At 66.3% G+C, this 22,274-nt stretch carries 13 protein-coding genes; 10 read left to right on the plus strand and 3 right to left on the minus strand.

The genetic code is table 11. The features are described from left to right. The first annotated feature begins 107 nt into the window (after nt 1–107). From ACWPW1_RS04080 to ACWPW1_RS04100, 5 genes are read left to right on the plus strand one after another with little or no spacing between them, the layout of a single operon-like run. Nucleotides 108–2,138, plus strand: coding sequence for a methyl-accepting chemotaxis protein (locus tag ACWPW1_RS04080; protein WP_059313556.1), 2,031 nt, complete (start codon nt 108–110; stop codon nt 2,136–2,138). Nucleotides 2,139–2,178: 40 nt separating this feature from the next. Next, complete coding sequence (locus ACWPW1_RS04085; protein WP_059313557.1) at nt 2,179–3,048, plus strand: CheR family methyltransferase; 870 nt, start codon at nt 2,179–2,181, stop codon at nt 3,046–3,048. Between the two features lie 11 nt (nt 3,049–3,059). Next, the gene (locus ACWPW1_RS04090) at nt 3,060–10,136 is read left to right on the plus strand and encodes an Hpt domain-containing protein (protein ID WP_454252416.1); all 7,077 of its coding nucleotides are present in this window, start codon (nt 3,060–3,062) and stop codon (nt 10,134–10,136) included. Continuing rightward, nucleotides 10,129–11,148 carry a chemotaxis protein CheB gene (locus ACWPW1_RS04095; protein WP_454252417.1) on the plus strand — a complete coding sequence of 340 codons (1,020 nt, stop codon included), beginning with the start codon at nt 10,129–10,131 and terminating at the stop codon, nt 11,146–11,148. Before ACWPW1_RS04090 ends, ACWPW1_RS04095 begins: the two co-directional genes overlap by 8 nt. 11 nt (nt 11,149–11,159) lie before the next feature. Next, nucleotides 11,160–11,630: a chemotaxis protein CheW gene (locus ACWPW1_RS04100; RefSeq protein ID WP_454252418.1), complete on the plus strand. Its 471-nt coding sequence runs from the start codon at nt 11,160–11,162 to the stop codon at nt 11,628–11,630. On the opposite strand, the gene ACWPW1_RS04105 is transcribed toward ACWPW1_RS04100, so the two are convergent. The 3 genes from ACWPW1_RS04105 to ACWPW1_RS04115 all read right to left on the minus strand — a co-directional run bounded on the left by ACWPW1_RS04105 (nt 11,627) and on the right by ACWPW1_RS04115 (nt 14,492). Further along, a complete protein-coding gene (locus ACWPW1_RS04105; RefSeq protein WP_454252419.1) occupies nt 11,627–12,286 on the minus strand; it encodes an HAD-IA family hydrolase in 660 nt (219 codons plus the stop codon). The two genes, ACWPW1_RS04100 and ACWPW1_RS04105, sit on opposite strands and share 4 nt — an antisense overlap. Nucleotides 12,287–12,349: 63 nt before the next feature. Then, entirely contained in the window at nt 12,350–13,078 is a 729-nt protein-coding gene (locus tag ACWPW1_RS04110; protein WP_313648448.1) for a 16S rRNA (uracil(1498)-N(3))-methyltransferase, read from the minus strand. A 13-nt stretch (nt 13,079–13,091) separates the two neighbouring features. Further along, on the minus strand, nt 13,092–14,492 hold the full coding sequence (locus ACWPW1_RS04115; RefSeq protein WP_454252420.1) for an adenosylmethionine--8-amino-7-oxononanoate transaminase: 1,401 nt from the start codon (nt 14,490–14,492) through the stop codon (nt 13,092–13,094). Between the two features lie 174 nt (nt 14,493–14,666). Here ACWPW1_RS04115 and ACWPW1_RS04120 point away from each other — a divergent pair, with 174 nt between their 5' ends. From ACWPW1_RS04120 to ACWPW1_RS04140, 5 genes are all read left to right on the plus strand, one after another. Continuing rightward, nucleotides 14,667–16,244, plus strand: a complete 1,578-nt coding sequence (locus ACWPW1_RS04120; protein WP_454252421.1) for an FAD-dependent oxidoreductase — start codon at nt 14,667–14,669, stop codon at nt 16,242–16,244. 173 nt (nt 16,245–16,417) lie between these two features. After that, nucleotides 16,418–16,972, plus strand: coding sequence for a cytochrome b (locus tag ACWPW1_RS04125; RefSeq protein WP_059313565.1), 555 nt, complete (start codon nt 16,418–16,420; stop codon nt 16,970–16,972). A gap of 34 nt (nt 16,973–17,006) precedes the next feature. Further along, nucleotides 17,007–17,585 (plus strand): YceI family protein, encoded by a 579-nt coding sequence (locus tag ACWPW1_RS04130; RefSeq protein ID WP_059313566.1) that lies wholly within the window; start codon nt 17,007–17,009, stop codon nt 17,583–17,585. Between the two features lie 344 nt (nt 17,586–17,929). Continuing rightward, the gene (locus ACWPW1_RS04135) at nt 17,930–19,123 is read left to right on the plus strand and encodes an efflux RND transporter periplasmic adaptor subunit (protein WP_271653883.1); all 1,194 of its coding nucleotides are present in this window, start codon (nt 17,930–17,932) and stop codon (nt 19,121–19,123) included. Between the two features lie 12 nt (nt 19,124–19,135). After that, the gene (locus tag ACWPW1_RS04140) at nt 19,136–22,273 is read left to right on the plus strand and encodes an efflux RND transporter permease subunit (protein ID WP_434775762.1); all 3,138 of its coding nucleotides are present in this window, start codon (nt 19,136–19,138) and stop codon (nt 22,271–22,273) included. Nucleotide 22,274 lies beyond the last annotated feature (1 nt).

The following is a 22,274-nucleotide window of genomic DNA, read 5'->3' on the forward strand; positions in this document are numbered from 1 at the left end:
GTCGCCGACGGTTGGGGGTAGGGCGACGAACACCGACTTCAAGCGAAGCGATGCGTCGACCGACAAGGATAGAACTAAAGGAACCAAGGTCCAGGCGGGGGCCGCTGATGAACAAACTCAATACCGGGAAGCTCAACGCGTGGGTCGCGGGCATGTTCGTGGTGCTGATCGTCGCGATCGTGCTGCTGTTCGCCAACTTCGCGTACCTGGGCACCCAGACCAACTACGACAACCAGTACCAGGGCCAGGCCACCGAGCTGCGCATCCTCTCGCAGCAGCTGGCCAAGAGCGCCAGTGAGGCCGCCACCGGCAAGGCCGGGGCCTTCAAGGACCTGCGCCAGGCGCGTGCCGAGTTCGAACGCCGCCTGAACATCCTGCGCAGTGGTGATCCGCAGACCGGTTTGCCGCCCTCGCCCGCGATCCTCGGTCCGCGGCTGGACACCTTGCAGGCGCAGTGGGACATCCAGCGCAAGCAGGTCGACAGCATGCTCGGCAGCGAACAGACCGTGCTGTCTCTGCACCAGCTGTCCGGCGCCCTGGCCGATACCATTCCCCAGCTGCAGGTCGAGAACGAGGAGATCGTCGATATCCTGATCGAGCGCGGCGCGCCGGCCAGTCAGGTGGTGGTGGCCCAGCGTCAGGCGCTGCTCGCCGAGCGGATCCTCAGTGCCATCAACAAGATCCTCACGGGTGACGAGGCCGCGGTACAGGCCGCTGACAGCTTTGGTCGCGACGCCAGCCTCTATGGACGGGTGCTCAAGGCCATGCGCGAGGGCAACGCTTCCATGGGCATCGCCAAGATCACCGATCCTGAAGCGGTCGGCCGGTTGAACGAAGCCAACAAGCTGTTCGAATTCGTCGCCGGCAACGTCGACGAGATCCTCGCCACCTCGCCCGAACTGTTGCAGGTCCGCTCCGCCGTGGGCCAGATCTACAGTGGTTCTCAGGCGCTGCTTGGTTCCGCTTCGGAGCTCGGCGCCGGTTACGCCGCGCTGGCCCAAAGTCGCAAGATCAACACCGTGGGCAGCTATCTCCTGGTGTTCATCGCCCTCGGCGCCATCCTCTGCATCGGCTACATCCTGGTCCGCGACACCCGCCGCCGGCTGGCCGAGACCGACGAGAAAAACCAACGCAACCAGACCGCCATTCTGCGTCTGCTGGACGAGATCGCCGACCTGGCCGATGGTGACCTGACCGTGCAGGCCACGGTGACCGAGGATTTCACCGGCGCCATCGCCGACTCCATCAACTACTCCATCGACCAGCTGCGCGAGCTGGTGGAAACCATCAACCAGACCGCCGTGCAGGTGGCCGCCGCCGCCCAGGAATCCCAGGACACCGCCACCGTGCTGGCCGAGGCCTCGGAACACCAGGCCCAGGAAATCGCCGGGGCTTCCGCGGCCATCAACGAAATGGCCGTGTCCATCGACCAGGTATCCACCAACGCCTCGGAATCCACCGCGGTGGCGGAGCGCTCCGTGGCCATCGCCAACAAGGGCAACCAGGTGGTGCACAACACCATCATCGGCATGGACAACATCCGCGAGCAGATCCAGGACACCGCCAAGCGGATCAAGCGCCTGGGTGAGTCCTCCCAGGAGATCGGCGACATCGTCGGCCTGATCAACGACATCGCCGACCAGACCAACATCCTGGCGCTGAACGCCGCCATCCAGGCTTCCATGGCCGGTGACGCCGGCCGTGGTTTCGCCGTGGTCGCCGACGAGGTCCAGCGCCTCGCCGAGCGTTCGTCCGGCGCCACCAAGCAGATCGAGGCGCTGGTCAAGGCGATCCAGACCGATACCAACGAGGCGGTCATCTCCATGGAGCAGACCACCTCGGAAGTGGTCCGCGGCGCCGCCCTGGCCCAGGACGCCGGTGTGGCCCTGGAAGAGATCGAAAAGGTCTCCCAGAGCCTGGCTGGCCTGATCCAGAACATCTCCAACGCCGCTCGCCAGCAGTCGTCGTCCGCCAGCCATATCTCCAGCACCATGAACGTGATTCAGGAGATCACCTCGCAGACCTCGACCGGTACTACCGCCACCGCGCGCAGCATCGGCGAGCTGGCCAAGCTGGCCAGCGAGATGCGGCGTTCGGTATCGGGCTTCAATCTGCCGAACGAACAGCCGTTGAGCTGAGTACAACAGCCATATCGCGGTGTGGCGAGGGGGAGATGGCGTGAGGGAGTCGAGTTGGGCGTTGCGCCGTGCTCCCGAGCTGCCGGATGCGGACTTCGAACGCTGGCGCCAGTTGCTCGAAACGCGCGCCGGAATGGTGCTGGACGAACGCCAGCGCGGTTTTCTGCAGATCCAGCTGGCTGCACGCATGCGCGAGCTGGAGATCGCCGACTACGACGGCTACTACCGTACCGTCTGCGCAGGGGTCAGTGGCCGGATCGAATGGGTCCGACTGCTGGATCGGCTGACCATCCAGGCGACCCGCTTCTTTCGTCATCCACCGTCCTTCGCCCTGCTGGAAGCCTATGTGAATGAGTTCGCCCGGACCGGGGAGGGCAGGAGCCTGACCCTGTGGAGTCTGGGTTGCGCCAGTGGAGAGGAAGCGTTTTCGATGGCCATCAGCACCGCCGAGGTCTTGTCCCGGCAGGAGCAGCCCCTGACGTTCGCGCTGACCGGTACGGATATCAGCAGCGAGGCCCTGCGCCAGGCGCGGCAGGGCACCTATAGTTTGCAGCGGCTGGCCGGGGTGCCGGCCGCCCTGCGCGAGCGCTACTTTCACGCCCGCGAGGACGGCAGCTTCGAGATCTGCTCCCGCTTGGCGGAGCGGCTGTGCTTCGCCCGGCTCAATGTGCTGGAACTGGGCCAGGCCCCCTTGCAGGGACTCAATGTCATTTTTTGTCAGAACTTGCTGATTTATTTCCGCCGCTGGCTGCGTCGAGATCTGCTCAACCAGCTGGTCCAGCGGCTTGCACCGGGTGGTTTGTTGGTCCTGGGTGTCGGTGAGGTGAGCAATTGGAGCCATCCGCAACTGATACCCGTCGATCATCCCGAAGTCCTGGCGTTTACCCGCCAGGTGGAACGCCCGGTATGACAGGAGCCGAAATGATCGATCGACACGACTACGTAGCCCTCGAGTGGGTCAAGGGAGAGATCGCCGAAACCTTGCAGCAGGCCCGCAAGGCGCTCGAGGCGTTCGTCGACAACCCACACGACCGTAGCCGCCTGGGGTTTTGCCGGACCTATGTGCACCAGGTCTATGGCACCTTGCAGATGGTGGAGTTCTACGGTGCCGCGCTGCTTGCCGAAGAGATGGAGCTGCTCCTGCAGGCGCTCCACGAAGAGCGGGTAGGCAGTTCGGACGAGGCACTGGAAGTGCTGATGCAGGCCATCCTGCAGGTCCCGCCCTATCTGGATCGGGTCCTGGAGGCCCGTCGCGATCTGCCGCTGGCCATCCTGCCGTTGCTCAACGACCTGCGTTCGGCCCGAGGCGAAAAGCTGCTGTCGGAAACCAGCCTGTTCTCGCCGGATCTGTCGGCCACGCCGCTGTCGCTGAGCGACGACGAGCTGGCCGACCGTGCCTCGCCGGACTGGCTGCCGCGCCTGCGCAAGCTGCGCCAGGCCCTGCAGGGGGCTCAGGTCGGCCTGTTCCGCGACCGAGACGTCCAGTTGCACCTGGATTACTTGCTGCGCGTTTTCGAGCACCTGGATCAGCTCTGCGCCGGTTCCCCCTTTGGCGCCCTCTGGCCGGTCGCGGCCGGGCTGACCGAATTGCTGCAGGCCGGCGAGCTGGACAACAGCAGTTCGATCCGCGGGCTGTTGCGACAACTCGATCGGGAGCTGAAGCGGCTCATCAGCGATGGCGTGGCGACCCTCAACCAGCCAGCGCCGGCCGATCTGCTGAAGAACCTGCTGTTCTATCTGGCCAAGGCGCCGGTGCAGAGTCCGCGCATCGCCGCGCTCAAGGCCCGCTATCGCCTCGACGAAGCGCTGCCGGACGCCGAGTTGGTGGGCGTCGAACGTTCGCGCATCGTTGGCCCGGATCGCGAGGCCATGCGTTCGGTGGTGACCGCGCTCTGCGAAGAACTGGTGCAGATCAAGGACAGCCTGGATCTGTTCGTGCGCAGTGATCGCCAGCAGACCGCCAGCCTGCGCAGCCAGCTGGCGCCGCTCAAGCAGATCGCCGATACCCTGGCGGTGCTGGGCTTCGGTCAGCCGCGCAAGGTGGTGCTGGAACAGCACGAAGCCGTCGCCGAACTGGCCGATGGCGCGCGTGAGGCCAGTGACGCCGCCCTGATGGACATCGCTGGCGCGCTGCTCTACGTCGAGGCGACCCTGGCCGGTATGGTCAGCGGCAACGAGGTGGGCGATGCCGAGGAAAGCCGGCTGCCGACCACCGATATCGACCAGTTGCACCGGGTGGTGGTGCGCGAGGCGCGCAATGGCCTGGAGCAGTCCAAGGACGCCATCATCGAATTCATCGCCTCCCAGTGGAACCATGACCACCTGGAGCCGGTACCCCTGCTGCTGACCCAGGTCCGTGGTGGCCTGGCGATGATTCCGCTGGAGCGGGCCGCCGCCCAGGTGCAGGCGGCCAACGACTACATCGGCCAGCAGCTGCTGGGCAAGCAGGCCGTACCCGACTGGCAGAGTCTGGATACCTTGGCCGACGCCATCACCAGCGTCGAGTACTACCTGGAGCGCCTGGCGGAAGATCCGTCCACGCCCCACGACATGATTCTCGACATCGCCGACGAGAGCCTCATCGCCCTCGGCTATCCGCCCAAGGCGGCCAGTGAAGGGGACGTGGTGGAGGTGCCCTTGGCGCCCAGCGCGGTCGAGCCGCCCTTTGAGTCCATGGACGAGGAGCCGGTGCCTGAGGAGTCGCTGGAGCTCACGGCCTTGCCGGTCGAGGAGCCCAACGACGCAGGGGAAAGTACCCTGTATGAGGCCGAACCCATCGTCGAGGACGAATTTTCGACCTTCGATCTCCAGGCTGACGCCGAGACGACGGCAGATGCCAGCGATGACGCCTTACCCGCCGCGCTGGAGGCTGCCGACGAAGAATCCGAAGAGCGGCTGGCGGCTAGCGAGCTGGACAGCCAGGCGCCCGTGACCACCGATGCGGAGGCGATCGCCGAGGTGCTGGCCGCACCGGTCGACCCCATCAATCCGCCCGCGGCGCAGGTGCCGAAGGCGCTGTTGCCCCCTGCGGCCGATGCCGAACCGGTCGAGGAAGAACTGCGCGAGGTCTTTATCGAGGAGGCCGGCGAGGTCCAGGCGGAGCTGGAGCGCTGGTTGCCGACCTGGCTGGCCGATCCCGAGCAGCGCACCGCGCTGAGCGAATTGCGGCGCAACTTCCATACGCTCAAGGGCAGCGGCCGCATGGTCCAGGCGCTGGTCATCGGCGAATTGGCCTGGGCACTGGAGAATCTGCTCAATCGCCGGTTGGATCATAGCGTCGATCACGGTCCCGCCTTGCAGGCGGTGGTCGAGCAGACCTGTGCGCTGCTGCCGGAGCTGGTCGAGGAATACGCCGAAGATCGGCAGCGGCAGCGTGACGACGTCGACTGGCTGGCCCACGCCGCCCACGCCTTGGCACGCAACGAAGCCCTGCCCGAACGTATGCCGGCCCCTGTCGAGACCTTGGTCGAAGCGGAGCTGTCGCCGATGGAGGTCGTCGATCAGGCCCCTTCCTCCGGCGCGGGTGGCGAAGCCGATACCCAGTTGCTGGACATCTTTCGCACCGAGGCCCAGGCCCATCTGGAGACGGTGCGGCGTTTCCTGGAGCAGGCCGACGCGGGCCATCCCCAGCCGGTTTCCGACAATCTCCTGCGCGCCCTGCATACCCTCAAGGGCAGTGCCCATATGGCGGGCAGTTCGCCGCTGGCCGAGTTGGCCTCGGCGCTGGAAAGCCTGGCCAAGGAATACAAGCTCGTCCATGTCCCCTTCGCCGAGCCGGAATGCGCCTTGCTCGCCCAGGGTGCGGAATTGCTGGAACAGCGACTCGCTGATCTCGACGAAGCGTCACTGGCCGCACCGCTGGCCGGTTCGGCGGCGCTGATCGAGCAATGCGAGACGCTGCTGGAGCAATTGAATCCCCAGTTACCGGTTCCGGAAGCACCCTTGCCGGAGCAGCGCGACGTGCTGCGCCTGGCCGATTTCCTGATGCCGGCGATGGAGCTGCTGCTGGAGGCCGACGAACGCCTGGGCGCTTGGCGCACCCAGGGCGAGCGGGCGGCCTGCCCGGATCTGCTGGCCGAGCGCCTGAACACCTTCGCCGATGGCGCAGCCCGGGTCGGGCTGGTCGATGTGGAGCAACTCGCCGAGGCGCTGCAGGTGGTCTATGCAGCGGTGGCGAGCGGTTCCTTGCCGGCCGACGAGGCCTTCTTCCGTGAGGCCGAAGAGGCGCAGGAAGCCCTGATCAGCATGCTCAACCAGTTGGCCGGCGGCATGCGCGCGACCCCGGCTGAAGAGCGTATCCAGGGCCTGCGAGCGCTGCTGGCGGGCATCCTGGCCGGACTGCCCATGGCGGCGAGCACCCTGCTGGCCGAGCCGGAGCCCGAAGCCCTTTTCGATCCGGAAGTGGCCACTCCAGTGGCCCCCGACCTCGCGCTCGACGTCGATCTGCCAGTCGAAGCCGAAGCCGAAGCCGAAGCCGATCCCGAGACACCGAACGAGCCTCGGGAGGCGCTGCCACCTGCAGCGGACGGCTCCAGCGAAGCCCAGCCGGAGCTCGCAAGCGGGGCAGACGAGTCAGTGCCCGTCGATGCGGTCGATCCGGAAATGCAGCTGATCTTCCTCGAAGAGGCTCAGGACCTGCTGGACAGCGCCGATCGGGCGTTGGAGCGCTGGCTGGTCGAGCCTCAGCAGAGCTTCCACCTCGGCACCCTGCAGCGCGATCTGCATACCCTCAAGGGCGGCGCCCATCTTGCCGGGGTCGTGCCCGTCGCGTGCCTGGCTACGGAACTGGACGCCATCTACGAAGGCCTGCTCGACGGTCGTCTCGCTGGCGGTGCCGAACTGGCCGCGCCTCTGCGTGACGCCCATGGATGCCTGGCCGCGCAACTGGAAGAGCTGGCGGCGGGTGAGCCGATCAGTGAGCATGCCGATCAAGTCGAGCGCCTCCAACGCATCCGCATGGGGCATCTCGATGACCTGGCAGAAACGACCGAGGCCGAGTCGGAGCGCCTCCAGGGCGAGCCTGATCTCACCGCCGAATTGGGCGAGCCGGTCGCGGATGCCACGCCAGACGACGAGTCCCAGGCTGCAGTGTCGATGCCCGAGGCCGTCGCGCCAGGCACGGACGAAGGTCCGGACGCCGAGTTGCTGGCCATCTATATCGAAGAGAGTCGCGACCTGCTCGACAGCATGGCGACCTCGTTACGTGCCTGGGAAGCCGAGCCGCGCAACAGCCTGGAACTGGAATCGCTGTTGCGCGACCTGCACACCTTGAAGGGTGGGGCTCGCCTGGCTGAGGTGGATGCCATCGGCGATCTCGCCCATGCCCTGGAAGCCTTCTATGAGGGCTTGGCGCGAGGGCGAATCAAGCCAGGTGCCGAGCTGGGCGGTTTGCTGCACCGCTGCCACGACCGACTGCACCAGCAACTCGAAACCCTGGCTCAGGGGCAGTCCCCGGCGGCAGCCGAGGACCTTGTCGAGGCCCTGCGTGACTACCGTGGAGAGCCGCAGGCGGCAGGTGAAACCCCGACCGCTCTGGTGACGCCCGCGCCGATCTTCGATGAAGATACCGACGCGGAAATCCTCGAGATCTTCATCGAGGAAGCCCAGGACCTGCTGGCCAGCATGGATGAAGCGCTGGCCCGCTGGCCGGCCGCACCCGAGGCGGCGGTAGACGAATTGCTGCGCTGCCTGCACACCCTCAAGGGCGGCGCGCGCCTGGCCGGTCTCCATGGGCTGGGTGAGCAAGCCCACGCCCTGGAGCAGCAGCTGGCCGAATTGAGGTCGCTGGCGGTAGGACTGGGCGAGGGCGATCGCGAGCGCGTCCATGACCTGGCGACCCAGGGGGTCGACGAGCTGCAAGTCGCGGTGGCCCAGTTGTCGCTGCCCGCGCCGGCTCAACCAACCGCGCCAGAGATACAGGAAGCGGCCGTCCAGACCGAACAGGACATCCAGGGGCTTGGCGACCTCCCGCTGGAGACAGACAGCGCCACCCGTGCGGAATCCGCCAGCACCGATGCCGAGGGCGAGGTAGAACTGCCGGCGGAAAACGCGGCGGTGGCGCCAGTCATGGTGGCGGACGCGGCGCCCGCGGCAGCCGTTGCCCCGCTGCCTTTCGTCCAGCGCCTGCAGCAGGTCCGCCAGCAGGCGGCGCAGCGGCGTTCCTCCCAGGAGCTGGTGCGGGTGCCGGCCGCGTTGCTGGAACAGCTGGTCAACCTGGCCGGCGAGACCTCGATCTTCCGCGGTCGCGTCGAGCAGCAGGTCAATGACATCGGCACCACCCTGGGTGAGATGGAAGCCACCATCGAGCGGGTGCGCGATCAGCTGCGCCGGCTGGATACCGAGACCCAGGCACAGATCATCAGCCGTCACCATGAGGACGTGGATCGCGCCGGCTACGAAGATTTCGATCCCCTGGAGCTGGACCGCTATTCCCAGCTGCAGCAGCTGTCCCGGGCGCTGTTCGAGTCGGCTTCCGACCTGCTGGACCTGAAGAACACCCTGGGCCAGCGCAACAGAGACGCCGAAACCCTGCTGCTGCAGCAGGCGCGGGTCAACACCGAGCTGCAGGAAAGCCTCATGCAGACGCGCATGGTGCCCTTCGAGCGCATGGTGCCGCGCCTGCACCGGGTGGTCCGCCAGGTCAGCGGCGAGCTGGACAAGCCGGTCGAGCTCAGGGTCGACAACGCCGAAGGCGAGCTGGACCGCACGGTGCTGGAGCGGATCATTCCGCCGCTGGAGCACATGCTACGCAACGCCATCGACCATGGCGTCGAGGACGCCGCCGGACGCCAGCGCGCCGGCAAGCCGGCCGAGGGCGTCATCAGTCTGGATCTGCGTCGCGAAGGCGGCGACATCATCCTGACCCTGGCGGACGACGGTCGTGGCATCGACCTGGATGCGGTTCGTCGCAAGGCCATCGAACGCGGCCTGATGACGGAAGACGCGGAACTCTCCGAGACGGAAGTGCTGCAGTTCATCCTCGAATCCGGTTTCTCCACGGCGCCGACCGTGACCCAGATTTCCGGGCGCGGCGTGGGCATGGACGTGGTGCACCAGGAGGTGAAGCAGCTCGGCGGCAGCATGGACATCCATAGCGTGCCGGGGGCGGGAACACGCTTCACCATTCGCCTGCCATTCACCGTGTCGGTGAACCGGGCGCTCATGGTGCACGCCGGCGACGACCTCTACGCCGTGCCACTCAACACCATCGAGGGCATCGTGCGGGTGACCGCGGCCGACCTCGAGCGCTATTACCGCCCGGGGGCGGGGACCTTCGAATACGGCGGCCAGCATTATGACCTGCGCTATCTCGGCCATCTGCTCGGCAATGGCCAGCAGCCCAAGCTGAGCGGCCAGAGCCTGCCGCTACCGGTGGTGCTGGTGCGTGCCGCGGAATACGCCGTGGCCGTGCAGGTGGATGCGGTGGCCGGCTCGCGCGAGATCGTGGTGAAGAGCCTCGGGCCGCAGTTCGCCGGGGTACCCGGCCTGTCCGGCGCCACCCTGCTGGGTGACGGCCGCGTGGTGGTGATTCTCGACCTGCTGGCCATGATCCGCAGTCGGCGCCTGTCCGGCGAAGACCTGCCGCGCCCGAGTCCGACCCCGGCGATCCTGCCGGAGAACGCCCGGCCGCCCCTGGTCATGGTGGTGGACGATTCGATCACCGTGCGCAAGGTCACCAGCCGCCTGCTGGAACGCCATGGCATGGAGGTCTTCACCGCCAAGGACGGGGTGGACGCCATCACCCAGCTACAGGAGCGCCAGCCGGACATCCTCCTGCTGGACATCGAGATGCCCCGCATGGACGGCTTCGAGGTGGCGACCCTGGTCCGCCACGACGCGAACCTCAAGGATCTGCCCATCGTGATGATCACCTCCCGTACCGGGGAAAAGCACCGCGACCGGGCCCTGAGCCTGGGCGTGAACGAATACCTGGGCAAGCCCTATCAGGAAAGCGAACTCCTGGCCCATATCCATCGGTTGGTCGGGGATCATGACTGAAACACACAATGCCCGCGTCGCCATCCTGGCCGACAGTCCGCTGCAGCGCCATGTGCTGCAGCAGGTGCTGGCCGACAATGGTTATCACGTCGTCCTCAACAGCGATCCGGAGCGCTTCGACGAAGCGACCTGGGCCACGGTCGCGACCGATCTGTGGCTGATCGACCTCAGCCAGACGGAAGAGTCGTCACTGGTGGACGCGCTGCTGGATGGCGCCGAGGTGCCCATCCTGTTCGGCGAAGGCCAGGCGCCCGAGCGCTTCACCGATCCCTTCGCCCAATGGGAAAAGCGCCTGATCGGCAAGCTCAAGCGCCTGATCGGCGATCCGGTGGCCGCGGTCGGCCCGGCGTTGGAGACCCTGCTGCAGGATCAGCCGCGGCCCCCGCGCCTAGCCCTGCCCGAGCCCCTGGCCAACTTGCCGCTGCCGGCGGGCGATCCCGCACCTGAGGTCTGGTTGCTGGCGGCGTCCCTGGGTGGTCCAGCGGCGGTGAAGGCCTTTCTCGATGCCCTGCCCGGCGGTCTGCCGGTTGGCTTCCTCTATGCCCAGCACATCGGCGACGGCTTTGCCGCCAACCTGCTGCGCGCGGTGGGCCGCCACAGTCAGTGGCACATCCAGAATGTGCGTCCGGGGGAGCCGGTGCGCTGCGGCGAGGTGGTGGTGGTGCCGACCCAGCAGGAGCTCACCTTCCGCGCCAATAGCGCCCTGGACATCGTCGAGCGTGCCTGGCCCGAGCCCTATACGCCGTCGATCAGCCAGATGATGCTCAACCTGGCGCAACACTTCGGTACGCGCTGCGGCGTCATCGTCTTCAGCGGCATGGGTAACGACGGTACCGCGTCTGCGCCCTATGTACGGCGTCGCGGTGGCACCCTCTGGACGCAGTCGGCGAGCACCTGCATCGCCCCGAGCATGCCGGAAAGCCTGCGCGAATCGGGTCTTACGACCTTTACCGCCGATCCCCGTGGCCTGGCCGAAGCCCTGGTGGCTCGCCTGGCCGAGCAGCGAAGCTAAAGGAATTCCCGATGTCGACCACCACACCCGGCGCCGAACACCTGACCGGTCTGCTGCTGACCCTGGCCGATCGCACCCTGCTGCTGCCCAATGCGGCGGTGGCCGAACTGGTGCCATGCCGCGAGATTCGCCCCTTGCCGGTGCAGCCGGAGTGGTGCCTGGGTCAGGTTGCCTGGCGTGATCTGCGTCTGCCGCTGATCAGCTTCGAGGCATTGTCCAGTGGCAGTGCCGCGCAATTCGATGGCGACCGCCACGCACGGGTAGCCATCCTCAACGCCCTAGGGGGGCGCGACCGGGTACGTTTCCTCGCCCTGCTGATTCGGAGCATTCCGCGCTCCCTGCGCATCACCCCAGACCTGGTCGCCGCCAAGGTGCCCCTGGCGGCCCTGGAGCTGGGCGCCGTGGCCTACGAAGGCGGCACGGCGCGTATCCCCGATCTGATCGGGGTGGAAGAACGGCTGGCCGCTGCTGGCGTGTTCTAGTCCTGCCGGGTCAGGCGCATCCCGCCGTTTTCATCCAGGCTGACAGCGACTCCGCGATAATCCGCCAGGGTCGGCAGGCCCAGCTCCAGTGGCTCGCGATGGGTGGCGGTGATGGCCACCGCATCGGCGCCGGCCGCCTTGGCGGCGGCGAAGCCGGCGTGGGCATCCTCGAACACCAGGCAATCACCGATCTCCACCCCCAGCTTGCGCGCCCCGGCCAGGAAACAGTCGGGCGCCGGCTTACCCTGGGTGACGTCTTCGGCGCAGACCATCACGGGCGGCAGGGCCATGCCCGCTGCGGCGAGCCGGACCTCGGCCAGACGGCGCGAGGCGGAGGTCACCAGCGCCCAGCTGCCGGCCGGCAGGCTGGCGAGAAAGGCCGCGGCACCAGGGATTTCCTGGATGTCGGCGACATCGGCGATCTCCAGTTCGGTGATGGCGCGGGTCTCGGCCTCGATGTCGGCGCCGGCGGGCGCGAAGCGCTTCACCGTCTCCACCGCTCGCACGCCGTGCATGACTGCCAGGACGTCCGCCGGGTCGAGGCCGTGGCCGCGTGCCCAGATGCTCCAGGCGCGTTCGGCGGAGGCCACGCTGGTGAGCAGGGTGCCGTCCATGTCGAACAGGAAGGCGGCGTAGGGGCGAGAGGGCAGGGTCATCCAGGGCTCCAAGAACTATCCGTAGGAAAGGGGGCAGGCCGCCGCAGCGGCCCGTTAGGCCGGTCAGGGGGTTTGGAAATCACCCCAGAGTTGCTGGGCGACGCTCAGGGCCACCACCGGGGCGGTCTCGGTGCGTAGCACCCGCGGGCCCAGGCGCGCCGGCTGGAAACCGGCAGCGCGGGCGGCCGTGACTTCGGCATCGCTCAGGCCGCCTTCGGGGCCGATCAATAGCGCCAGACGGGCGGGGCGGGCGTGGCTCTCCAGCGGCTCGGCAATCGGGTGCAAGACCAGCTTGAGATCGGCGTCCACCCCGGCCTGCCAGTCAGCCAGCAGTTGCGGCGGATGGATCAGGGGCACGCTGGAGCGACCGCACTGTTCACAGGCGCTGATGGCCACCTGGCGCCAGTGCTGCAGGCGCTTGTCGGCGCGTTCGTCCTTGAGGCGGACCTCGCAGCGTTCGCTGACCAGTGGGGTGATCTCGGCCACACCCAGCTCGGTGGCCTTCTGGATCGCCCAGTCCATGCGCTCGCCGCGGGACAGGCCCTGGCCGAGGTGGATCTGCAGGGGCGAATCCGGCTGGCCGGGCAGCGCTTCGGTGAGTTCGACGCTGAGGGTCTTCTTGCCCACCTCGACGACCTGGCCGAGGTACTCCTGGCCGCTGCCGTCGAACAGTTGCACGGCATCCCCCGGTGCCAGGCGCAGCACGCGGCCCAGGTAATGGGCCTGGGCCTCGGGCAGGTCCAGGCGGCCGAGGGCCAGGGGCAGGTCGAGGTGGCAGCGGGTGAGACGCATGGCGGACTCCAGATCAGCCGGGATCGCGGTGGTTGGGGTGCAGGTCGCTCAGGGCGACACTGACCGAGGTACGGGTGGCGAGGTCGATGCCCTGGGTCGCTACCTCGGCAAGGAAATCGATCTGCTCGGGGGTGATGACATAGGGCGGCAGGAAGTAGACCACGTTGCCCAGCGGCCGTAACAGGGCGCCACGGGAGAGGGCGTGCTGATAGACCGCAAGGCCGCGTCTTTCCTGCCAGGGGTAGGGCGTGCGGTGGGCCTTGTCGGCGGTCATCTCGATGGCCAGGGCCATGCCGGTCTGGCGCACTTCGCCAACGTGGGGATGATCGACCAGGTGCGCCGTGGCCTCGGCCATGCGCCGCGCCAGCGGCTTGTTGGCTTCGATGACGTCGTCCTGTTCGAAGATGTCCAGGGTCGCCAGGGCGGCGGCGCAGGCCAGCGGATTGCCGGTGTAGCTGTGCGAGTGCAGGAAGGCGCGCAGGGTGTCGTAGTCGTCGTAGAAGGCCTGGTAGACGGCGTCGGTGGTCAGGCAGGCGGCCAGCGGCAGGTAGCCGCCGGTGAGGGCCTTGGACAGGCAGAGGAAGTCCGGACGGATGCCAGCCTGTTCGCAGGCGAACATCGTACCGGTGCGGCCGAAGCCCACGGCGATCTCGTCATGGATCAGGTGCACGCCATAGCGGTCGCAGGCCTCGCGCAAGAGGCGCAGATAGACCGGGTGGTACATGCGCATGCCGGTGGCGCCCTGGATCAGCGGTTCGACGATGACCGCGGCGACACTGGCGTGGTGCTCGGCCAGGGTGCGCTCCATGTGCGCGAACATCTGCCGTGAATGCTCTTCCCAGCCCATGCCCTCGGGACGCAGGTAGCAGTCCGGGCTCGGCACCTTGAGGGTGTCGAGCAACAGGCCCTGGTAGGTCTCGGTGAACAGCGCCACGTCACCCACCGACATGGCTGCCACCGTCTCGCCGTGGTAGCTGTTGGTCAGGGTGACGAAGCGGCGCTTTTCCGGCTGCCCCACGTTGCGCCAGTAGTGATAGCTCATCTTCAGTGCCACCTCGATGCACGAGGAGCCGTTGTCGGCATAGAACACCCGGTCGAGACCGGCCGGGGTCAGGGCGACCAGGCGCTCGGACAGCTCGATCACCGGCTGATGACTGAAGCCGGCGAGGATGACGTGCTCCAGCTGATCGACCTGGGCCTTGATGCGGTCGTTGATGCGCGGATTGGCGTGGCCGAAGACGTTTACCCACCAGGAGCTGACGGCATCCAGGTAGCGGTTGCCGTCGAAGTCCTCCAGCCAGACACCTTCGCTGCGGCGGATCGGGATCACCGGCAGTTGCTCGTGATCCTTCATCTGGGTGCAGGGGTGCCAGAGCACCTCCAGGTCACGGCGCATCCAGTCGTGATTGGTCATTGGCGGTCTCCTGGCGGCGGGCCCGGCGATAAAAAGGGGGCGCAAGCCTAAGCCAGGGCGCGCGACGGGAGCAAGGCGCGGGCCGATTGCCGGTCGTGGCGGCAGCTAGTGGCCCCGTGGCCGCTGGCGTATGCTGCGCCACCGCTGTTCCCCGGTCCCAGGAGTCTAGAAAAGATGTCGTCGCGTTGGACAGGTTTTACCGTCTGCTTGGCAGCCGGCGTATTCGCTACCAGCCTGAGCGCAGGCGCCGCCGAGAAGGCGCATAAGGAGACGCACAAGGCGCCGGAAAAGGCCGCCGCGGCGCCCGTCGCGCCCAGTGGTCCCTCGGTGATCGTGGTCGGCGCCGGCATGGCCGGGCTGGCCTCGGCCTATGAACTGCAGCAGGCGGGCTGGAACGTGACCCTGCTGGAAGCCGGCCCGCGGGTTGGCGGCCGCTCCGGTCTCGCCTCCAGCGAGTGGATCGGCGACACCAAGGCCCAGCCGCTGCTCAACCACTACCTGGATACCTTCAAGCTCAAGACCGTGGACGCGCCGTCCTTCGTGCGCACCCCGGGCTACCTGATCGAAGGCCAGTACTATTCCCAGGACGACCTGGCGCAGAAGATGCCGGCCGTGGCCGATGCCCTGAAGCGCGTCGACAAGTCCCTGGACGATCTGGCCGCCGCCATCAACGATCCGCTGCAGCCGACCGCCACCCCGACTCTGCACGCCCTCGACCAGATCAACGCCGCCACCTGGCTGGACAAGCAGAACCTGCCGCCGGTGGCGCGCCAGCTGATCAACCAGCGCATCCGCGTCCGCTACGACGAGCCCTCGCGTCTGTCGCTGCTCTATCTGGCCCAGCAGACCCGCGTCTATCGCGGCGTCGACGACAAGGACCTGCGCGCCTCCCGTCTGCCCGGTGGCAGCGAGGTGCTGGCCCAGGCCTTCGTCAAGCAGATCAAGACGATCAAGACTGACAACAAGGTCTCCAGCATCGTCCAGGACAAGGACGGCGTCGTGGTCAAGGCCGGTGCCACCGGCTACAAGGCCGACTATGTGGTGATGGCGGTGCCGCTGCGCGCCCTCGGCCAGGTGCAGATGACGCCGGCACTGGATGCTACCCAGCAGGCGGCGATCAAGGGCACCACCTATGGCTGGCGCGACCAGATCCTGCTCAAGTTCAAGACCCCGGTGTGGGACAGCAAGTCGCGCATGAGCGGCGAAATCTACAGCGACCAGGGCCTGGGAATGCTGTGGGTGGAGCCGGACGTGAAGGGCGGCGCCAATGTGCTGGTCAACCTGGCCGGTGACAGCGCACGCCTGGTGCAGGCCTTTGGCGACAAGCAGATGGTCGACCAGGTGCTGATCCGCTTCCATGCCTTCTATCCCAAGGCGCGCGGGGCCTTCTCCGGCTACGAAGTCCGTCGCTACAGCCGCGATCCGGGGCTGGGCGGCGCCTATCTGGCCTATGGTCCGGGCCAGATCACTCGCTACTGGCGGCTGTGGGAAAAGCCGGCCGGCCGGGTGATCTTCGCTGGCGAACACACCGATCCGCTGCATCCGGGCACCCTGGAGGGCGCCCTGGCCAGCGGTCAGCGCGCCGCCGGCCAGGTCCGCGACCTCAAGGCCGGCAAGGCCGTGGTGCCGGTCGTGGCCAGTGCCAAGACCGCCGCCCAACCGGTCGCTGCGCCCAAGGCTGGTGACGCCGCGCCGGCCAAGGCCAGTGGCGAGCACGGCTTCTTCTGGAAGCTGTTCCACTGGTCGTTCTGATCGCGACCTGAGCCCGGACGCTGCCGCTGCGCAGCGTCTGGGCCGGACCGGACGAGGCGCTCGCGCGTCCTCCGATCCATCGAATCCTTCGATATTGATTCGACACTTTTTCCGCTTTCCATCGATACGTTTGCGGCTAGGCTTAGGCAAAGCTTTTTCAGGAGAGAAAAGCGATGCACTGGCGCAACGACGGCCTTCGCTACGGTCTGGTAAGTCTGGTTCTGCATTGGGTCATGGCCCTGGCGATTATCGCCATGTTCGCCTCCGGCCTGTGGATGCGGACCCTGGACTACTACGACACCTGGTACCACACCGCCCCCGAGCTGCATAAGAGCGCCGGCATCCTCTTGCTGATCGCCCTGGTGCTGCGTCTGCTCTGGCGCCTGGTCAGCCCACCGCCGCCGGTGGAAGGCAGCCCCCTGGTGCGCCGCGCCGCGGGTGCCGGGCACTTCCTGCTCTATGGGCTGATGCTCACCGTGATGGTGGCCGGCTACCTGATTTCCACCGCCGATGGCGTGGCCATCGATGTCTTTGGCTGGTTCAAGGTCCCGGCGACCCTGAGCGGTCTGCCGGAGCAGGCCGACACCGCTGGCAAGATCCATCTCTGGTTCGCCTGGACGCTGATCGTCCTGGCCGGCCTGCACGTGGTGGCCGCCCTCAAGCACCACTTCGTCGACCGCGACGGCACCCTGGTCCGCATGCTCGGCCGGGTCCATATCCCGCACTGATCGCCTTTCCCACCACCACATGGAGCTTCATCCAATGCTGAAGAAAACCGTTGCCGCCCTGGCCCTGGGTACCGCTCTGCTGGGCGCTGGCCAGGCCATGGCCGCCGATTACAAGATCGACAAGCAGGGCCAGCACGCCTTCATCCAGTTCCGTATCCAGCACCTGGGCTACAGCTGGCTGTATGGCACCTTCAAGGACTTCGACGGCAACTTCAGCTTCGATGCCAAGGATCCCTCCGCCGACAAGGTCAAGGTGACCATCAACACCGACAGCGTCGACACCAACCACGCCGAGCGTGACAAGCACCTGCGCAGCGCCGACTTCCTCAACGTCGCCGCCCATCCCCAGGCCAGCTTCGAATCCACCAAGGTCACCCCCACCGGCGACGGCACCGCCGACGTCACCGGCAACCTGACCCTGAACGGCGTGACCAAGCCGGTCACCATCAAGGCCCACTTCATGGGCGAGGGCAAGGACCCGTGGGGTGGCTACCGCGCCGGCTTCGAGGGCACCACCACCCTCAAGCTCAAGGATTTCAACATCCAGAAGGACCTTGGTCCCAAGTCCCAGGAAGTGGAATTCATGCTGTCCTTCGAAGGCGTGCGCCAGTAACGGGACGCCCTCAGGTTGTAACCAAAAATGCCGGATTCGTCCGGCATTTTTGTGGCTGGTCGTTTTTGGCGATGGAGTGGACGCCAGGGAAATTTCCCGGCAGAACTCGGCTCCTGCCTCATGGTCTGCTACCGAGGTCGTCGCACGGGCCCGGTTTTGTCAGCATGGCCTTTTTCACGAGCGTCGGAGCACCCGGCGAGATACCCGAGCATTGCACTTGGGTTATTTACAAACAGTCGTGAACGTAAGTATATTTGTCTGATAATAATTCCTATGCTCGAGCCGGTGCGGATCCACAAGGCGCGCTGCGCATGCTCATTTCCCAGCTTTCAAGGACTTTTGATATGCAGATCAAGCCGGCGCATGCCTTTTTCGCTCCCGCCCTGCTGGCCGTAGCCTTGGCCCTGGGTGCCTGCGGCAAGCAGGACAACAAGGACCAGCAGCAACAGCAGCAGAAGCCCGCGGAAGTCGGGGTGGTGACGATGGAACCTCGCACCGTGACCCTGACCGATGAACTTCCCGGGCGTACCGCCGCCTTCCGCATCGCCGAGGTCCGTCCCCAGGTGAGCGGCATCCTGCTCAAGCGCTATTTCACCGAAGGCGCCGACGTGAAGGCCGGCACCCAGCTCTATCAGATCGATCCGCGCACCTACGAGGCCAACGTCAATTCCGCCAAGGCCTCCCTTGCCCAGGCGCAGGCTACTCTCGCCTCCAACCGGCTCAAGGCCCAGCGCTATGGCGCCCTGGTCAAGGAGCAGGCGATCAGCAAGCAGGAAGCCGACGATGCGCTGTCCATGCAGCGGCAGAACGAAGCCCAGGTGGAATCGGCCAGGGCCGCCCTGCGCAACGCCGAGATCAACCTGGCCTACACCAAGGTCGCCGCGCCCATCTCCGGGCGCATCGGTCGCTCGATGATGACCGAAGGCGCCCTGGTCACCGCCGACCAGACTACCGCCCTGACCAGCATCACCCAGCTGGACCCCATCTATGTCGACGTGACTCAGTCCGCCACCGACCTCTTGCGCCTGCGTCGCGAGCTGGACAGCGGTCAGCTGCAGAAGGTGCAGGGCGAGAACGCCGCCGAGGTCAAGCTGATGCTGGAGGACGGTAGCGCCTATAGCCGTCCCGGCAAGCTCAAGTTCGCCGAGGTGTCGGTGGATCAGGGCACCGGCTCGGTGACCATCCGCGCCGAATTCCCCAACCCCGACAAGCTGCTGCTGCCCGGCATGTTCGTGCGTGCCCAGCTGCAGTCCGGAGTGCGCCAGAATGCCCTGCTGGTACCGCAACAGGGCGTGACCCGCAACCTCAAGGGCCAGCCCACCGCCATGGTGGTCAACGGCGAGGGCAAGGTCGAGCAACGGGTACTCAAGACCGAGCGTACCGTTGGTTCCGACTGGCTGGTCACCGATGGCCTCAAGGCCGGTGACAAGGTCATCACCGAGGGCCTGCAAAAGATCAAACCGGGTGCCACCGTCACCGCCAAGCCGGCGAGCAACATCGCCTCCGCCGAGCAGAAGCCGGCGGGTCAGGGTCAGTAAGGGGAGCGCCCGATGTCCAAGTTCTTCATCGACCGGCCCATTTTCGCCTGGGTAATCGCCCTGGTGATCATGCTCGCCGGCATCCTGTCGATCCTCAATCTGCCGATCAACCAGTACCCGAACATTGCCGCACCGGCGGTCTCGATCCAGGTGTCCTATCCGGGCGCCTCGGCGCAGACGGTGCAGGACACCGTGGTCCAGGTCATCGAACAGCAGATGAACGGGATCGACAACCTCAGGTACATCTCCTCGGAGTCCAACTCCGACGGCAGCATGACCATCATCGTGACCTTCAACCAGGGCACCAACCCCGATATCGCGCAGGTCCAGGTGCAGAACAAGCTGCAGCTGGCGACGCCGCTCCTGCCGCAGGAAGTCCAGCAGCAGGGCATGCGCGTCGCCAAGTACCAGCGCAACTTCATGATGGTGGTGGGCCTGGTGTCCATGGATGGCTCCCTGACCAAGGAAGACCTGTCCAACTACATCGTCTCCAATATGCGTGATCCCATCGCCCGGACCACCGGTGTCGGCGACTTCCAGGTGTTTGGCGCCCAGTACGCCATGCGCATCTGGCTCGATCCGCAGAAGCTGGTGAAGTACCAGCTCACCCCGGTCGATGTCAGCGCCGCCATCCAGAGCCAGAACGTGCAGATCGCCTCCGGTCAGCTCGGTGGCCTGCCGGCGGTGCCGGGACAGCAGCTCAACGCCACCATCATCGGCAAGACTCGTCTGACCAGCGTCGAGGAATTCGGCAAGATCTTCCTCAAGGTGGACCAGAGCGGGGCCCAGGTCCGGCTACGCGACGTGGCGCGGGTGGAGCTGGGCGGCGAGAACTACTCCATCGATGCCCAGTTCGACGGCAAGCCGGCGTCCGGCATGGCCCTGCGTCTGGCCACCGGGGCCAACGCCCTGGACACCGCCAAGGCGGTCCATGCCACCATCGACCGCCTCAAGCCGTTCATGCCTCCGGGCATGGAAGTGGTCTATCCCTATGACACCACCCCGGTGGTGACCGCCTCCATCCACGAGGTGGTCAAGACCCTGGGCGAGGCGATCCTGCTGGTGTTCCTGGTGATGTTCCTGTTCCTGCAGAACTTCCGGGCCACCCTGATTCCCACCATCGCCGTGCCCGTGGTCCTGTTGGGCACCTTCGCGGTGCTGCTGGCCGCCGGTTTCACCATCAACATCCTGACCATGTTCGGCATGGTGCTCGCCATCGGCTTGCTGGTGGACGACGCCATCGTGGTGGTGGAAAACGTCGAGCGGGTGATGGCCGAGGAGGGCCTTTCGCCCAAGGAGGCGACGCGCAAGTCCATGGGCCAGATCCAGGGCGCCCTGGTGGGTATCGCCATGGTGCTGTCGGCGGTGTTCGTGCCCATGGCCTTCTTTGGTGGCTCCACTGGGGTGATCTATCGCCAGTTCTCCATCACCATCGTCTCCTCGATGGTGCTGTCGGTGCTGGTGGCCCTGATCCTGACGCCGGCGCTGTGCGCCACCATGCTCAAGCCGGTCAAGCAGGGGCACCACGAGAAGCGCGGTTTCTTCGGCTGGTTCAACCGCAAGTTCGAAAACGGTCAGCACCGTTACGAGCGCAGCGTGGCCGCCGTGATCCGCCACAAGGTGCCCTTCCTGCTGCTCTATGTGCTGATCGTCGGCGTCATGGTGTTCCTGTTCACCCGTATCCAGTCGTCCTTCCTGCCGGAAGAGGACCAGGGCGTGATCTTCGCCCAGGTCACCACGCCGCCGGGCTCCACTGCCGAGCGGACGCAGAAGGTGCTCGACACCATGCGCGAGATGATGATGAAGAACGACTCGAGCGCGGTCAGCTCGATGTTCACCGTCAACGGCTTCAACTTCGCCGGTCGCGGCCAGAGTTCGGGCCTGGCGTTCATCCAGCTCAAGCCCTGGGAAGAGCGCCCGGATGCGCGCGACGGGGCCAGCGCCGTGGCCGGTCGGGCCATGGGCTACCTGTCGGGCATCAAGGACGCCATCGTCTACGCCATCGTGCCGCCGGCGGTACTGGAGCTGGGTAACGCCACCGGCTTCGACTTCTATCTGCAGGATCAGGGCGGCATCGGTCACGAGGCGCTCATGGCCGCCCGTAACCAGCTGCTCGGCATGGCCGCGCAGAATCCCAAGCTGATGCAGACCCGTCCCAACGGCCTCAACGACGAGCCGCAATTCAAGCTCATCGTCGATGACGAGAAGGTGCGGGCCCTGGGTCTGTCGCAGAGCGACGTGAACCAGACCCTGTCCATCGGCTGGGCCTCCAGCTACGTCAACGACTTCATCGACCGCGGTCGGGTGAAGAAGGTGTACCTGCAGGGCGAAGCCAGCGCGCGGATGAACCCCGAGGACTTCAACAAGTGGTACGTGCGCAACGGCTCAGGTGAGATGGTGCCGGTGTCGGCCTTCGCCCGCGGCGAATGGATCTACGGGTCGCCCAAGCTGGAGCGCTACAACGGCATCTCCTCGCTGGAGATCCTCGGTTCCGCCGCGCCTGGCTACAGCACCGGTGACGCCATGGCCGAGATCGAGCGCATGGCCAAGGACCTGCCGCAGGGCGTGGGCATCGCCTGGACCGGTCTGTCCTACGAGGAACGGCTGTCCGGCTCCCAGGCGCCGGCGCTCTATGCGCTGTCGCTGCTGGTGGTGTTCCTTTGCCTCGCGGCGCTGTACGAGAGCTGGTCGATCCCGATCGCGGTCATCCTGGTGGTGCCGCTGGGGGTGGTGGGGGCCTTGCTGGCTACCTACTTCCGTGGCCTGGCCAACGACGTCTTCTTCCAGGTCGGTCTGTTGACGACCATTGGCCTGGCGGCGAAGAACGCCATCCTGATCGTGGAATTCGCCAAGGAGCTGCACGAGGGCGGCAAGAACATCGTCGATGCGGCGGTGGAAGCCTCGCGCATGCGCCTGCGGCCCATCATCATGACCTCCATGGCCTTCATCCTGGGCGTGGTGCCCCTGGCGATCTCCTCGGGCGCCAGCTCCGGCAGCCAGCACGCAGTCGGTACCGGCGTGATCGGCGGCATGCTCACCGCCACGGTCCTGGCGATCTTCTGGATTCCCATGTTCTACGTGGTGGTCAGCAGCCTGTTCAAGGACAAGGCCAGCAAGGACCAGGAAGCCCATGGCAAGGAAGGACACTGAT

This window comes from Pseudomonas sp. Marseille-Q7302 (assembly GCF_965111925.1).

What these genes read in the sequence shown, in the direction of transcription:
- ACWPW1_RS04080 (WP_059313556.1), top strand. Translation starts at nt 108, where the DNA reads ATGAACAAACTCAATACCGGGAAGCTCAACGCGTGGGTCGCGGGCATG.
- ACWPW1_RS04100 (WP_454252418.1), top strand. Translation starts at nt 11,160, where the DNA reads ATGTCGACCACCACACCCGGCGCCGAACACCTGACCGGTCTGCTGCTG.
- ACWPW1_RS04095 (WP_454252417.1), top strand. Translation starts at nt 10,129, where the DNA reads ATGACTGAAACACACAATGCCCGCGTCGCCATCCTGGCCGACAGTCCG.
- ACWPW1_RS04120 (WP_454252421.1), top strand. Translation starts at nt 14,667, where the DNA reads ATGTCGTCGCGTTGGACAGGTTTTACCGTCTGCTTGGCAGCCGGCGTA.
- ACWPW1_RS04110 (WP_313648448.1), bottom strand. Translation starts at nt 13,078, where the DNA reads ATGCGTCTCACCCGCTGCCACCTCGACCTGCCCCTGGCCCTCGGCCGC.
- ACWPW1_RS04125 (WP_059313565.1), top strand. Translation starts at nt 16,418, where the DNA reads ATGCACTGGCGCAACGACGGCCTTCGCTACGGTCTGGTAAGTCTGGTT.
- ACWPW1_RS04090 (WP_454252416.1), top strand. Translation starts at nt 3,060, where the DNA reads ATGATCGATCGACACGACTACGTAGCCCTCGAGTGGGTCAAGGGAGAG.
- ACWPW1_RS04140 (WP_434775762.1), top strand. Translation starts at nt 19,136, where the DNA reads ATGTCCAAGTTCTTCATCGACCGGCCCATTTTCGCCTGGGTAATCGCC.
- ACWPW1_RS04135 (WP_271653883.1), top strand. Translation starts at nt 17,930, where the DNA reads ATGCAGATCAAGCCGGCGCATGCCTTTTTCGCTCCCGCCCTGCTGGCC.
- ACWPW1_RS04130 (WP_059313566.1), top strand. Translation starts at nt 17,007, where the DNA reads ATGCTGAAGAAAACCGTTGCCGCCCTGGCCCTGGGTACCGCTCTGCTG.
- ACWPW1_RS04115 (WP_454252420.1), bottom strand. Translation starts at nt 14,492, where the DNA reads ATGACCAATCACGACTGGATGCGCCGTGACCTGGAGGTGCTCTGGCAC.
- ACWPW1_RS04105 (WP_454252419.1), bottom strand. Translation starts at nt 12,286, where the DNA reads ATGACCCTGCCCTCTCGCCCCTACGCCGCCTTCCTGTTCGACATGGAC.